Here is a 14,457-nt window from a genome sequence, read left to right as displayed (position 1 = left end):
AGATAGTCAATTAATTAATTCTTAATTAAGATTATGAACAGAATCAATAATATTATCGAGCTTGATATGATTGTCATGCAATTGAATTTTTGCTTTTTTTAGGATATTGTCCTTGAAAACTAGAGGAATAGTAGGGGAACTATCAGCTTTAACAGCTATCATGTTGTTTTTTGAGATAAAAGTATTATCAGTAAAAACAATTGAATCTGCTGATGTAGTATTACGAATGTCTATCATAGAATTACTGCTTCCATTTGGATAATAGAATGTATTATCTGAAAGGTGGAAAGTTCCCCAACTTCCATTTAAGAAGAAGACATTATCAGAATTTGAAAGGTTCAAAAAGAAACAATTGCATATCATAAAGAATTCAAGTTTTGCTGCTGGGCCCATATAAAACAAGGGATATGAATTCCACTCAAAATAGCAATTATTAAATTTATAATTTGTAAGATCTTCACTAGATAATTCTCCTAGCCTTCCGCTATTAATGAACTTACAGTTTGAATACACACCCGGTGGTAATCGTGTAATACGATTTTCCCTATGCTTTATGTTTATAAAAGAAACATTATTTAAAATCCAATCATGAGTCCCTACAGGTACTACTGTAAAAGCTTCTACCCCACTGCCTTCAAAAACTGAATCTGAGATGCTTTGGGGCTCTGTACTAAATATTAGCGGTGCGCCAGGGTTGGTTGATGCAGCATAAAAATCATCATCGTATAAAAATTTACTATTGTTTACTTGGGCTACATAGGCTTTTTGTTTACTGAAGTTTAGTGGACTATTATGAAAGAGGCAATTATTAATGGCAGCTTCTGCGCGGCCAAGAAGTAGTGTTCTGCAGCCGTATAGATGGTTATTTGAGAACAGTGTATCTCCTTCAAGACGAGGACCACAATTATGAAAATAATTTTTCTCAACAATTGCTTTGTTTACTCCAGAATTAATTGTGAATATTCCAGATTGAATCCTATTATTAGTAATGTTAATATGCTTTCCTGATACAGCAATAATATTATAACTGTTGTTGTCGTATATATTATTTCCATCAATAAAAATATATTGGTTTAGATCATATCCATCTTCTATATCAATTGCTCCAGCAGGTGCAGTGCCGCTGATATGATGTATTTCACATCCGCTTATATAACAATGTTTCATTCCAGTAATAGCTATTCCTAATCTGCGACAATGATGAAGGTTGCATTTTTCAATATAAATATGTTTCGGGAACTCTGGAGTTCGAATTAGTATTGTAGTTCCAGAAGCTGAAGGGACGGTGGATTGATGTAATGTGACCTTGGCATAGCTTGCTGCTGTTGGAACCTCTATTTCATCAAAGAAATGAAGGTCGGTCGTTGAGGATAAAAAGCTATCATCGCTCTTATAAAAGACTACATCATAAGTGTTAGTTGTAATTTCACTCCCTATACCTCCGAAGCTGTCACCGTATAGCCCGAAGTAACCGAGATTTCTTATTTGAGGTATCATTGGTATATTTACTTTTGAACGGATTCGATTTGGATTGGTTGTCAAAGAGCCATTTGACGTATTAATTCCGCCAGATTCCATATTCCCGGCAAGTTTAGGAAAGCTGCCGCCGATAGCTCCGAACGAGGTAATGCCCAAAATTGCATCTCCAGTAGTATTAAAGATTTCTAAGTTATCAATAGTAATATATTGAACTCCGTGTCTTAGTTCAACACCTACACCAAATTCATGAGTACCTCCACCTGCATAATTATGGGTATAACGGTCACCTTCAACTTTTCCGTTAGTTATTCTAGAGTATTGTTGTTTATTATGAAAAAGGATTATTGCATATTTTGGCAAGCTATTGTCTCTTATTCTTAAAGTAGCGCCACCTAAGTTTATAGTCATGAAGCTTAAAGGTTTGATGGGATTATTCTCATCAATCAAATAGATACCATTCGGTAAAACAACTTCTGAATAATTTTGCTGGGATGCCCATACAATAGCATCATTTATTCCTTTAGAAGTATTAACAGCATCAGTTCCGTCGTTTTTTACATTCCAACGATCCAATTCAACCAAATAAGTGCCTACAGACATAAATGATCACATATTGTTAATTGACCTTTAATTTTAGCCTTATTCATTATATACATAACACACTTCCTCTTCTTCATGATATTAACCCCATTAAAATTTTTAAAAATAGGTAGATGATTTATATAGATTACTTCTTAATAAAATATTATTCAAAATAATAGAAAAAGTAAGGGCTAATTGAGTACATTAAATTTATTATTTTTCTGTAGGGTCTTCAATAAGTGCAATAAGCATTTTCTTCTTTAAGATAATAAAATAACGCTTAATGATAAGAAATGTCACAAGGAATACTCCGAAGCACCTGTAATCTTAGATATCTTATTTATTCCCAATCCATTCTTGCAAGGAAGGGGAATAATATAAGAACAGATTTATTTTTTTCAAATGTCATTGGATTTACACTGCAATCCAGGAAATTCCCTCTTCCGGCATCCTGCTTTATTGCCGGTTTTCAATTCAAAAACCTTCAAACCTTTTAATAATGACTTTAATCTAAATAGAAAATATATAACCTTTTTATACTCTTTTGTTAAGAACAATTAAAAGTGTGACTAGAATTATAATAAAGAGGGTAATCTCGTTAAAAAAATTTAAAATTTGGCTATTTTGTGATGAGTGTCGATTAAATATTACTCCAATTAGAAATGATGGGAGCGAAGGAGTGATATGATGACCAAGTGGATAATTTTAACTGTTGGAGCATTGATTTTAATGACAGGATCTATTGTGACGGCAGATATAGGTAACAAGCAGATAATCAAAACTCAAAATAACTATTCAATGAACAGACCGGTTTATGAATTAGAACTTAGTCGATGGGGTGTTTATAACGATGGAACTCATCCACTAGAAACTACAAATGGAATCAACGCAGCTCTAAAATGGGCAAAGAAAAATAATTATAAAACCTTCAAAATTCCTGATGGAACCTACCTCATTGCAAAAGGAACAAAACAAGATGACCCGGATGCAAGGATTAATTTGGTTAGTGATATGGATTTTTTATTAAGTAAAAATACGGTACTACAAAAAGAAACAAACCAATTTGAGATCTATTCCGTTCTGTATCTTGGGCCAAATGTTCAAAGTGTTACTGTCAAAGGTGGTACATACCGTGGTGACAGGGATACACATGATTTTTCAAAAAAAGGTCCGGATACTGGTGGAACTCATGAATGGGGTTATGGGATTCAGGTAGCTGGCGCAGAAAATATTGTGATAGATGACGTGAAGCTTGAGAAATTTACAGGGGATGGCATTATTGTAACAGCTACCACTGTGACAGGGTCGACTATTTCTGAAGAATCTTTAGAAATAGGTGGAATTAATGATGAGGGTACACCTGTAGAGGCCGAAGGGAAAATCCGTACCAATAATCGAGCGGTTACTCATTTTGAAAACGCTTCTTATGAAAAATGTCGAAATATTTATTTTTGGCTGCCGGAAGGAATTAACTCAGGTAGCAAAGCAGACGTCTATTATTACAGGAAAGACGGAAGCTTTATTAGGGCAGATAAACAAATTCGATTTTACTCAGGAGAGTCGGTTATTCCAAAAGATGCTGATTATTTTCGTGCAGTCTTTGAAGCACCATCTATTAAGAAAGTAAAAATAAGCAGGATGACTGTCGATATCTCTAAAAACGTTACTATTAAAAATTCTGATATCGGTTATAACAGAAGGCAGGGTATCAGTCTGGTTGGATCAGACGGAGTGAAGATTTATAACAATCATATACACCATACAGGCGGAACAGCTCCTCAAAGCGGACTTGATATAGAGCCTGGATTTTTTCCTGGCAGGGATACCATTATTAAAGATAATCACTTTACAGACAATAAAATTCAAATCGTGCTTGCATATGGAGAAAATGCAGTGATTGAAGGTAACCACTTTGAACAATCATTGGAAGGGGCAGTAGGTGTTCATGTACATAAAGGATTTAGAGGAGATGTGATTGTAAAGGAAAATACTTTTAATGGATCAGGGCTTACAGTAAATTCAGAGAATGCAATAGTTGATCAAAATAAGTTTACAAAAAGTGAAGTTAAACTGCTTGGTAAAAATATTTCATTTAGTAATGCGACTATGGCTAATGCTATGCTGAATATTGGCTATAAAGAAGGTCAAAAGATAGAAAATATTGAGATGAAGCAAAGTGGTGCCAATTTGGGAGCGCTATTTATCTGGGATGCTCCTGTTAATATGAAAGATGTAACTATACATGCAAATTCGAAGAATAAGGGCATTATTCAGGGGGCTGGAAACAATAAAAGTGTCTATGACGATTTAGTTGTGAAAGGTGAGAAGTATAATGATACGATACTTCCCGCTGGAGAGTATAACAGATGCACCTTTGAAGCAGGTACGCTTGAAATTAATCGAGAAGGGAAATATGTTTTGAATGAATGCACAGTTAAAAATCCAAGCAGCCTTTTTAATGTGAACAATTTATATGGTAATCCAGAAGTGACTATTAAAGATTCCTTATTAGAAGTTACAGAAAACATCGGATATGGTGCTGCTATTTATGTTCAAGGAGCAGGGAAGTTTGAACTCTTTAATAATGAGATCATGGCGAAAAATAACACAGAGAATACACCATTAATTAAGTTAGGACCATATGGATCTTCAAAGCCGACTAAAATATTTAATGCGTTGATAAAAGGCAATGAGATCCATACGAAAACCGCTATTTCAGGTGTACACACATTAAATGCAGGGACAGATGCCCCAGCATATGGAGTGACGGATAATAAATTATTTAATGCAACTTTGGAACTAACTTCAAAGGAAATTAATGAGGAAAATAAATTAATCACAAAGTAAGATCCGTAGGGCAGTTTTAGCACAAAGTTCTTGTTCTCGGGGAATATGTTTTCGAGGACCCGAGCCAAAAAAGGCATTGGGCTTAGTAAGATCATTAGAATGTGACGTAATTAAAGGAAATGCGGACGAATTGGTGGCCGCGGGGTGAGGGAGGGAGAAGTTCTTAGTCAAGTTTTGGGGATGATGAACAAAGAACGAGATTGGACATGTTCTAAATTAGGTGGTGTTGATATCGAATATCTCAAAAATCTGCCCTCAGAATTAAAGTTAGAATTTGATGGGAAGAATTCATGCTTTCCATGCTACTCCCGAAATGATACCTCAATCATCAAGTGATGAAGCAATAAATGAATAGTTGATGGTTAAAGAAGCTGATATCTATCCTCATATCAAATAAGCCTTATATCAGATATATTAATGGCAAGTGCATAATTGATATTGGAAGCGTAGGATTACCCTTCGACGGTCTTAGTAAAGCATCTTATTGTATTGGGGAAATAAATAATGGAAGGTATCAGACTTCAATTGTAAGAGTTGATTTTAATGTAAATAAAAGTTATTGAACAGTATAAAGAAAATAATTATCCAAATGCCGAAATGATGTCAGGTATTATTCTTAGTAGTAAAGTATAATATTTTTTCACAAAATACTTATTGGATTTTTTTAAATTCCCTTAAGACTTAACCTATTATAATAGCAGGTGAAGCATGGTGATTATAAGGTGTTTTCTTTTAATTCTACCCTTTTTGTATATGGGTATTATTTGGCTGCAGTCGAGCCATTTTAACCCTGAGTCTGTTTTTGCATTATCAAGCCTTTTGGATGTGAACGTTATTTTGTTATTAGGAATATTATTTGAGCTAGCCCACTTTTTTGAATTCGGTTTGCTTTATTTGTTGCTCATAATGTCTTTACTAACTTTTGGGAAACTGAACAGTACAAAGGAAATTCTGGCTGCCAGTTTAGCCCTATCTTATGGGTTAATAGATGAGATTCATCAGATGTATGTTCCATTTAGATCTTTTTCTTATTTTGATTTGATTAAAAACTGTATTGGCGTATGGGTGGTTTCATATATTGTTCATAGGTGTTATTTTATTAGAAAAAACTCTCGATCTGGAGCTGTCCTAAGGAAAATCACAAAACAAGATAAAAATAATACGGCCGTATAAACTATCAGTAGTAGTCAGACAATGGATCAATTATTTTTAAAACTTCTAATCGTAGCATGCTGAGTATTAATGAGTAATTTGTCGAAAAAATGTTCTTTAAAAAGAACGGATAGTACTTTATAATTAACCATTATTAATATTTTTTAATTCTTGTTTAAAGAACGCTAAGAAGCAATCGATTTTCTGAAAAAAAAATACTGGAGTTGATTAAATGAAAACACTGGATTGCCATGAAAAAAAAGAAAATACTCGCCCAATGGTTTTAAGCCATCAACCAATTCGTTTTGAAACAGCCCATAGCTGGAATAAAGGGGTTGGGAACAAGAATCCTAATGGAAATGGCAATGGAGGAATTAATTATCCTAATGACCCTAGGCCTCAAAAACCTGGAACAGGACCCGGTTCAGGTAATGGTGGGGGTAACGGAAATGGAAAAGGTAGAGGAAATAATTAATTATTTTAAATAAGAGGTGAGTCTAGTTTATCGCCTCTTTATTTATATGTAAGGAGTTTCGTAAATGATGGATTTACTTTATACGAAAGTCGGTGCCCATGAGGTTGAGATATCAACAGAATCAAAGGATTTTAAGAATTTCATTCAAAGGAACTTCAGTATTTTCAAGGGGAAAACAAGTGATCCAGACATAAAAATAACTATAAAGAAGGGGTTTGGAAAACCATTTGTTAACTACCATGTTGAAGTTTCCAAGCATGAAGAAAAGATACTTTTCCGGCGTGCTGACTATCTAATTGAGACAGTATCGGACTACAGATATTCTGTTATTTATGCTCATAATGAATTTGCGTTAAAGCACGCGATAACAAATTTATACAGCTCCTTCATCGTCTACCACAACTGGGGTCTCTTAATCCATTCTTCCTGTGCCATTGAAAATGGTAAAGCTCATATTTTTTCTGGCCAATCAGGCGCAGGAAAGTCAACGGCAGCAAAATTGTCTGCGCCAAGAGAACTGCTTTCTGATGAGGCAACTATTTTAAAGGTTGATGATGGAAAAGTAACTGTCTTTGACTCGCCCTTTAGAAGTGAGTTGCAGGCAACCGGAACCAATAAAACAGTTCCACTAGCAAGCATACAGCTTTTACACCAGTCTTTACATAATAATAGAACGAACCTTAAAAAGTCTGATTCGCTAATTCAATTATTAGATAAAGTATTCTACTGGGCACATAGCCCAGAAGAAACTAAGCAAGTGATCAAGCTGCTAAATAAATTAGTAGAAACTGTTCCAGTATATGACCTTCATTTTCAAAAAAACAATCGCTTTTGGGAGTTGATTTCTTGATGGCTAGACATGTACAAAAAAGCAGCTATGAGTCAACACATCTGGATAATGAGTGGATTATATTGAATACGGATGACTATACGGTTACTAAGTTAAATGATATAGGAGGATTTTGCTGGTCTTTGCTTGAGGCGGAACAAACATTAGAGTCACTAACACAAGCAGTTGGCCGGGAATACCTTGAAACAAAAGTTAGTGAAAGGGAAATTCAAGAGTTCCTATCTCAGTTAATGGAATGCGGGCTGGTCAAGTATGCTGTTTGACGAGGAATTGATTGACTTATTAAAGAGGACCATTCAAAAAGAAGGGTGTATTGACCTTCCTTCTGAAGGAGATAGTATGTACCCGTTAATCCAAAAAGGGGAGATTTGCCGGTTTATCCCTTGTGAACCTTTCTTATTAACTAAGGGGGATATTACTTTATTTTGGGCAGAATCTGGTCAAATAGTTGTCCATCGATTTTACCATGAAGAAATGATTCAAGGCTTCCCTCATTATGTGTTTAAAGGGGATACCAATCTTGGATTTGACCTGCCTGTAAGTAAGGACAGGATTGTCGGGAAGCTGCTTTATGTTCAGAAAGCAAGCCGGAAAGTAAACGTGGAGGACCTGCATGCCTATGCCTGGGGAAAGTTAATTTTGGCGATGCCTGTTTTATCAGGCTTATTAAGGAAGTACTTAAATAAAAGAAAAAGACCACAATTTTAGCTTTAATTTGGAGTGTACATATGAATACTACTAGAAGGCAGCGGCTGATCAGGCTTATGAAGGAATATTTTACAATGAAGGATATTTTAAAGACGTTCGCATTACTTAAGCCTTTTATTGTAAAGCATAGGATTGCTTACTTTGTTTTATTTGTACTATTGGCTGTGGATATTTTCTTGACGATTGCCTTCGCTGCATTTTTCGGAAAAATTGCGGATGCAGCCGTCCAAGCTGACTTTAACCAAATCAAAGAGTTAGTACTAATCGGAATCTGCCTTGTGCTGGCCAGCATTGTTACATCTTTTATGGATATTTACTTTGAAACTGTGGCAACCAACGGTGTTAAAAAGGATCTTAAAAACCATTTATTTAGCCACATTTTACGTCTGCCTTCAAGTAAAGTATCAAATATGAGGTCAGGAGAAGTCATTTCTCATTTTACGAATGATGTACATAGTCTTGATGGAGTGATTGGATATAGTCTAATCAATTTGGTAAGGCTGCCCCTTATTTTTATTGCGGTATTTATTTTTCTTATCCAAATCAACGTTACACTTTCACTTCTTAGTTTGTTAATCACCCCTATTGCTCTTGTGGCTGGGCTGGTGTTTGGCTTGCTGCTTCGCCGGAATAGCAGATTGATACACAGTCTATTCGGAAAAATAAATACTCATATAAACGAGACATTTAATGGCATAGGGGTCATCCGCTCCTTTACCTTAGAAAAAGCATCCTTTGAAAAGTTTGAAAGTAAAAATGAGGAGTTATTCAAACTTGAGAAAGAAAACGCCATACTACAGGGCTGGTTTTATTCAGGGGGGAGTTTAATCAGTTCTGTCACTTTTTATGTTAGCCTTCTCCTTGGTGCCTATTATGTTTCCCAAAACATAATGACTGTCGGAGCACTATTAACTTTTGTAAATCTTGTGAACCATTTGGTTTATCCGCTAACTGGTTTGGCTGGACAGTGGGCAGGGTTTCAGCGTTCGGTTACGGCAGTAGAGAGAATCCTGGATGTACTGGAGGAACCTGCAGATTCAGAGGAGTTGCCATCTTATTCTGTTACAAAACCATTGATGCGTTTAATAGAATTTCACGACATCACTTTTAGCTATGATGAAAGCCATAAAGTGTTTGAGGGTTTAAATTTGACCATTCCTGCCGGGAAGGTAATTGCAATGGTCGGACCAAGCGGCGCTGGAAAAAGTACATTATTTAATCTTCTGCAGAGCTTTTATAAGCCGCAATCAGGTGAAATATACATTGATCAAGTAAGCGTGGAAGATATTACTTTATCGAACTTAAGGAGCATGATTTCACATGTTCCTCAGGAAACCTTTCTATTTGGGGGGACTTTTCGTGAAAATTTAATGATTGCTAAGCCCGGAATCAGTGAAACGGAAATGATTTCAGCGGCGAAAGATGCCTATATACATGATTTTATCATGTCGCTCCCTGAAGGTTATGATACTGAAATTGGGGAAAGAGGCATTAAATTATCCGGAGGGCAAAAGCAGCGTTTAGCAATTGCAAGGGCAATATTAAAAAATGCATCTATTTTATTACTGGATGAAGCTACATCTGCCCTGGATAGTGAAACGGAATTCCATGTAAAAGAAGCATTGGGTGACTTAATGAAGGGCCGGACGACACTTATAATTGCACATCGGTTATCAACTGTTGAAAATGCAGATATCATTATTGTCATGAATCAGGGGAAAATTGTCCAAATGGGATCACATCAGGAATTAATTACTCAGCCAGGGCTTTATCGGAAGCTTCATAAAACAAAATTCCAAAGTAAACAGGCTTCTGCCTTATCGCTTGCTTAACTGTTTTTGAAAGGATGTATATTTATGAGCATGAGATGGATTCAGGCATTATACGACCCAGGCTTTCCACTGCCGGAAGATCCAAGCTTTTTTAAGAAGACATTAAAAGATATTAGTCATTTCGGTGTCTCCTCACAAGTTTATTATCTATTAAAAGAACAGGGAAAGTTAAACCAAACGCCAGTATATTTTCAGGAGCGGTTGAAGGAGAAGTATGATGAGGCTTTGTATCTAAATCTTTTTATTAAAAGTGAATTAGGAAAAATTCTAAATAGGTTTGAAAAGTTGGAAGTGGAGGCCATTCCTTTAAAAGGAGTTATCTTTGCTGAGAAATATTTTGGCCACATTGGAGCAAGGGGAACGTCTGATATCGACTTATTAATTAGGCCTGATCAACTTGAAAAAGTAATTGAGTGCATCATCTCTTTAGGCTTTACTGTTAAAGAAGAACAGATTCCATCTCATTTCCACTGTAGCCTCAGCAAAAAACTCCCAGGGTCGCAAATACCTTTAACAGTTGAATTGCATTGGGATCTGCTGAAGGTGAATTCTTCTTCTCTTAATATTAATGAATTCTGGGAAAAAGCCACTCCTATGCAGCCTTATAGATATATTAAGGAATTCAGTGATGATCATACTTTTTATATGATTTGTCTTCATGGTTGGCGGCACAATATGGATTCGCTCAAATACTTTTTGGATATTATTCAGATGATTTATTTATTAAAGGATCGATTGGATTATGAAATCTTATTGAGTGATGCACGTAATCATAAAACTTTAAAAAGAATGGTTAGGACATTAACGATTGTTTATGAAGAAAATCCATATTTGCAGGATGTAAGGAAACTTCCGGTTAGGCGATTAAGTCTTTGGGAATATAATGCTTTTAAAGAAAGCAGTCAAAAGTCTCTTAAAAACTACCTGGACTTTTTCGACTATCAGTTTTTTAGCTATGATACAGTAAAACATAACCTAAGGGAAATTGTAAGCTGGTTAAAGTTCATTAATATCTATCATTCAAAAAAGGTAAAATAAATAACAAAAAGCTGCAAATCCTATTTAGGTTTTGCAGCTTTTTGTTTTTGGAAGTATATGCTCAAGCCAATGTATGCAGAGGGGGGCAACCCGTCTTAATAGTATTAATGCTACTGAGTGCTTCAATTTTTTTGTATAAGTTAGAGTTCTTTTTTTATAAAAGTTAAAGCTTAATAAAGAAATGAATATTTTCTTTATTAAGAACATGATAAAATTAAATAAAGAACAAAAAGTTGGTCAGATCAAATCCCCTAAAAAGTCCCTAATAAGGTGAATTAGATTGGAAAACTCTACGCAAACTTTTCTATAGCATTAGAAGAAAGGCATCAATTTATCTAGACTTTATTCGTGAAATATCGGCTATTTTAGTTGAATGGAACATTTAAGTTCAAGATTGTTTGGTAGTTATGGAAATTTGAAAACCTTCGTTTATTAAAACGTACAAAAGTGTGGATTTTGTTGAAATGAGTATCAGGGTTGAAACCGGAAAAGCGAGGATAAAATATAATAGTAAGGAGAAATTTATGAGAAAACATTACTTTGATAACGGTAAAGCAATTGCTAGTTTTTTGGGAATTGTGTATCATTCAGCATTAGTTTTTACTGGTACAGCATGGTTAATAAATGTAGATGGACAACAAACTTTGCCCATTTTACAGATCTATACTGACTACATCAACTTATTTAGAATGCCTCTATTTCTGTTTATTGCTGGTTACTTTGCTGCTCATTCTGTAAGGAAATATAATCTAAGGGATTTTACCTTTAATAAATTGACTCGATTAGGTATACCATTAATTTCAACACTTCTAACCTTTAATATATTAGAGAAACTATACACTTTTAAATTTATTCATGGGAACTACTCTTTAAATGAAATATTAGGTACCTTGGTACCTTGGGGTAGTAATTTTCAGATATCTCACTTATGGTTTTTATATTATGTTATTATTTTCTCATTTTTAATTTATTTCAGCTCATTCTTGAAAATTTATCATATCAATAGCTTTATTAAACGAATATTAAAGAAGTATTCGGATGTTATTCTAATAGCTTGTAATATAGGGATTTTGGGGATATTTGGAGTACTATTTGTTATCACAGGGTTTTTCCATGAACTATTTTCCTTCCTCACGATAGGTGCTAATTTACCTTACTTTCTTATAGGTGTTCTTACGTGCCAAAATTGGGAATATTTTAAAAAACAATTCTTTGATCTCTCCAGGACAAGGGTTGTTATAATTTCCATTTTGTTAATTATAAGTTATATACTTGCTGGATTAATAAGTGACATAATTCCAAATTCAAATACAATTTTAAATACTTTTCCACGTTATTTCTCATTAATTCTTGTATTAGGATTGCTATATAAATATATGAACAAGTCAAATCGATTTTTAAAGTATATTTCTGAATCATCTTATTCAGTATATCTTATTCATCAACCAGTTATTGTCGTTGTTAGCTATTATTATATAAAATATATTAATGATTCAAATCCAGTCTTAGGATTTTTCACAGTCTTTTTGCTTTCTACTATTGTTATATATGCTCTTGACTATTTTTTGATTAGAAATACAAGGGTCGGTACATTCTTATTTACAGGAAAAAGAAATATAGAACAGAAAAGCAAAGTAAAAGATAAAATTAGTGCATGAAACGGTGTATCCTTATAAGTTTTGCACGGAGGGAAAGAAATATCTTAAACATATTAATATATGTAAGAGTAACTAGGTGATGCAAAACACATAAATTTTTTGCAGGTTTTTAAATTAATAGATATTTTAGAATATGTGGCAATAAATGTGGACAGACTCAATCATCAATAAAAAATATTAGAAAGCAAAAATGCCTTGCATATGGTGAAAGTGACATTATGCGAGTTGTATTCAATTAAAAATATACAAGGAGAGATAGATAAATGGCAGACACAGATCAATTAATAAATTCTTTTGAAGAGATCAATTTCAATCAATATCAAATGCCGATTATTTGCATATTCTCAAATCCAAAAGACTATCGCGGAATGTTTGTTGCGCGAATTTTCGATACGGATAAGCCGACAGAATATATAATCATGAGAGTCAGTTTAGATGCAATAAGAAAGGAGATACCGGATGGTTTTACTTTAATGCCTAAATCTGCTGATGATGATTCTGCGTTAGTAGAAACCTGGATTTGATAGAGAAAGGTTTTTGCCCAAATACAACAGGAAAATAGTTGTGTATCCTTTTGTCTATATATATATCTTAATGTTCCTAAATTAGTGGTTTTTCTGCTTTTCGTTCGTTGAAATGGTCCTATTTAACCATCAATTATCCATGTTTACTTTATTGAATTAACCCCAATGACAAACTAACTGTCAGAAAATATAATTAGAGTCAGTAAAGTAGAGGGATTGAATCAATGAGTAAAAGTAAATATTCAAAAGTGGCATTAAGCCTTGGACTGCTTATAGGTGGTGTCGGACCAATAGGATATGAATCTATTGGACATGCAGAAACTCAATCAGATGCCATGAACATCTTAGCCAGTCTAACGAAAGAGCAGCACGAATCTTTGCAAAAGCTAGAAGCCAACCGGTCTTTGCAGGGACTCCAATTATCTAGGGATATTGATTTGGAGAGCACAGAAGAAGTGAATGTTATCGTGGAATTTAAACAGCTTCCAGCAAAGGTAGAAAAAGTTCAAAAATCGTTGAAGGGGGAAGAGGTTTCTCTTGAAGCGGCCAAGAAAAAGGTAGAGGAGTCACACAAAAAGTTTGCGAAAGACCTGCAGGACAAAATAGGGAAAAAGGCTAACGGGAAATGCAAAGTATGAGATCAAACATACATATAAATATGCTTTAAATGGAGCCGCTGTAACACTTCCGGCGAACGAAATCCAGAATCTTCTGGAATCGGAAGTCGTGAAAGCAGTTTACAGTGAGTTAGAAGTAAAGCTTGCCCCGCCTAAATCCAATGAGGAAGAGGGCTCAGCTACAAAAGTAGACAGTATTCCTTTTCTAATCTATTTTTCTATGGATGCACTGGATTAGACTGTTAAAGCATTGATGTCAGCGGAATAATTCCCCCCATTGCCGCTTTAATGAGCATTATATAAAATTTCAACTAGGGTACCCAGCCGTTTTTAAATTAATCAAGTTGCTGGTTAGTTGAATTTATTAATCAAGTGGTCAGGGGAGAAAGTATCTTGATATCTTTGTATATCGCATTATCTCCTCTTCAATATTAATTCCGAGCAGTTTAGAAAACAGCAAGGTGATTTCTGGAGAATAATCTGTCATCCCCCTTTCAATTTTACTGACATGTCACCAAGCTGCTGTTGTTAATTTAGCCTTCTCACGATAAAATTTAATAATTTTTCCCTCATACATGCAAAATTCCCCCATAGCTGAAAGCAGATTTTTTAAAGAAATAAATCCTAATATCTAGAAATCCTATTTTGGTCATCAACACTTGCTGAGTTCTCTATTTATTCTTCATATCAAATTA

General features: G+C 34.6%; 13 protein-coding genes and 1 pseudogene. 13 read left to right on the top strand and 1 reads right to left on the bottom strand.

From position 1 onward, the window contains the following. Positions 1 to 21: 21 nt before the first annotated feature. Complete coding sequence (locus A361_RS23175) at positions 22 to 2,079, bottom strand: right-handed parallel beta-helix repeat-containing protein (protein WP_019383218.1); 2,058 nt, start codon at positions 2,077 to 2,079, stop codon at positions 22 to 24. Positions 2,080 to 2,745: 666 nt separating this feature from the next. Here A361_RS23175 and A361_RS23170 point away from each other — a divergent pair. From A361_RS23170 to A361_RS31305, 13 genes and pseudogenes are all read left to right on the top strand, one after another. After that, on the top strand, positions 2,746 to 4,908 hold the full coding sequence (locus A361_RS23170; RefSeq protein WP_236887929.1) for a right-handed parallel beta-helix repeat-containing protein: 2,163 nt from the start codon (positions 2,746 to 2,748) through the stop codon (positions 4,906 to 4,908). A gap of 753 nt (positions 4,909 to 5,661) precedes the next feature. Further along, entirely contained in the window at positions 5,662 to 6,081 is a 420-nt protein-coding gene (locus A361_RS23160) for a VanZ family protein (protein WP_236887927.1), read from the top strand. A gap of 211 nt (positions 6,082 to 6,292) precedes the next feature. Next, positions 6,293 to 6,535, top strand: a complete 243-nt coding sequence (locus A361_RS23155; protein ID WP_019383221.1) for a hypothetical protein — start codon at positions 6,293 to 6,295, stop codon at positions 6,533 to 6,535. A 64-nt stretch (positions 6,536 to 6,599) separates the two neighbouring features. Further along, positions 6,600 to 7,385: a hypothetical protein gene (locus A361_RS23150; RefSeq protein ID WP_019383222.1), complete on the top strand. Its 786-nt coding sequence runs from the start codon at positions 6,600 to 6,602 to the stop codon at positions 7,383 to 7,385. Next, on the top strand, positions 7,385 to 7,648 hold the full coding sequence (locus tag A361_RS23145) for a PqqD family protein (protein ID WP_019383223.1): 264 nt from the start codon (positions 7,385 to 7,387) through the stop codon (positions 7,646 to 7,648). Before A361_RS23150 ends, A361_RS23145 begins: the two co-directional genes overlap by 1 nt. After that, positions 7,638 to 8,093: a S24/S26 family peptidase gene (locus tag A361_RS23140; protein WP_019383224.1), complete on the top strand. Its 456-nt coding sequence runs from the start codon at positions 7,638 to 7,640 to the stop codon at positions 8,091 to 8,093. The genes A361_RS23145 and A361_RS23140 overlap by 11 nt, the downstream gene beginning before the upstream one ends. A 20-nt stretch (positions 8,094 to 8,113) precedes the next feature. Further along, positions 8,114 to 9,925: an ABC transporter ATP-binding protein gene (locus A361_RS23135; protein WP_019383225.1), complete on the top strand. Its 1,812-nt coding sequence runs from the start codon at positions 8,114 to 8,116 to the stop codon at positions 9,923 to 9,925. A gap of 24 nt (positions 9,926 to 9,949) precedes the next feature. After that, the gene (locus A361_RS23130; RefSeq protein WP_019383226.1) at positions 9,950 to 10,963 is read left to right on the top strand and encodes a nucleotidyltransferase family protein; all 1,014 of its coding nucleotides are present in this window, start codon (positions 9,950 to 9,952) and stop codon (positions 10,961 to 10,963) included. Between the two features lie 449 nt (positions 10,964 to 11,412). Continuing rightward, positions 11,413 to 12,621 carry an acyltransferase family protein gene (locus A361_RS23125; protein WP_162272018.1) on the top strand — a complete coding sequence of 403 codons (1,209 nt, stop codon included), beginning with the start codon at positions 11,413 to 11,415 and terminating at the stop codon, positions 12,619 to 12,621. Between the two features lie 263 nt (positions 12,622 to 12,884). Beyond that, positions 12,885 to 13,145, top strand: coding sequence for a hypothetical protein (locus A361_RS23120; protein ID WP_019383228.1), 261 nt, complete (start codon positions 12,885 to 12,887; stop codon positions 13,143 to 13,145). Positions 13,146 to 13,369: 224 nt separating this feature from the next. Next, the gene (locus tag A361_RS23115) at positions 13,370 to 13,783 is read left to right on the top strand and encodes a hypothetical protein (RefSeq protein WP_019383229.1); all 414 of its coding nucleotides are present in this window, start codon (positions 13,370 to 13,372) and stop codon (positions 13,781 to 13,783) included. Position 13,784: 1 nt separating this feature from the next. Next, positions 13,785 to 13,847 (top strand): annotated as a pseudogene (locus A361_RS31550) (hypothetical protein); the annotation flags it as partial. 24 nt (positions 13,848 to 13,871) lie between these two features. Beyond that, a complete protein-coding gene (locus A361_RS31305; protein WP_019383230.1) occupies positions 13,872 to 14,000 on the top strand; it encodes a hypothetical protein in 129 nt (42 codons plus the stop codon). The last annotated feature ends 457 nt before the right edge of the window (positions 14,001 to 14,457 follow it).

The organism is Cytobacillus oceanisediminis 2691, assembly GCF_000294775.2.
Classification (GTDB): domain Bacteria; phylum Bacillota; class Bacilli; order Bacillales; family Cytobacillaceae; genus Cytobacillus; species Cytobacillus pseudoceanisediminis.
The sequence above is the reverse complement of the archived record's forward strand: the minus strand, read 5'-3'. Positions and strand labels throughout refer to the sequence as shown.

Excerpts from the sequence above, each read along its gene's own strand:
- A361_RS23175 (WP_019383218.1), bottom strand. The coding sequence starts at position 2,079 with ATGTCTGTAGGCACTTATTTGGTTGAATTGGATCGTTGGAATGTAAAA.
- A361_RS23170 (WP_236887929.1), top strand. The coding sequence starts at position 2,746 with ATGATGACCAAGTGGATAATTTTAACTGTTGGAGCATTGATTTTAATG.
- A361_RS23160 (WP_236887927.1), top strand. The coding sequence starts at position 5,662 with ATGGGTATTATTTGGCTGCAGTCGAGCCATTTTAACCCTGAGTCTGTT.
- A361_RS23155 (WP_019383221.1), top strand. The coding sequence starts at position 6,293 with ATGAAAACACTGGATTGCCATGAAAAAAAAGAAAATACTCGCCCAATG.
- A361_RS23150 (WP_019383222.1), top strand. The coding sequence starts at position 6,600 with ATGATGGATTTACTTTATACGAAAGTCGGTGCCCATGAGGTTGAGATA.
- A361_RS23145 (WP_019383223.1), top strand. The coding sequence starts at position 7,385 with ATGGCTAGACATGTACAAAAAAGCAGCTATGAGTCAACACATCTGGAT.
- A361_RS23140 (WP_019383224.1), top strand. The coding sequence starts at position 7,638 with ATGCTGTTTGACGAGGAATTGATTGACTTATTAAAGAGGACCATTCAA.
- A361_RS23135 (WP_019383225.1), top strand. The coding sequence starts at position 8,114 with ATGAATACTACTAGAAGGCAGCGGCTGATCAGGCTTATGAAGGAATAT.
- A361_RS23130 (WP_019383226.1), top strand. The coding sequence starts at position 9,950 with ATGAGCATGAGATGGATTCAGGCATTATACGACCCAGGCTTTCCACTG.
- A361_RS23120 (WP_019383228.1), top strand. The coding sequence starts at position 12,885 with ATGGCAGACACAGATCAATTAATAAATTCTTTTGAAGAGATCAATTTC.
- A361_RS23115 (WP_019383229.1), top strand. The coding sequence starts at position 13,370 with ATGAGTAAAAGTAAATATTCAAAAGTGGCATTAAGCCTTGGACTGCTT.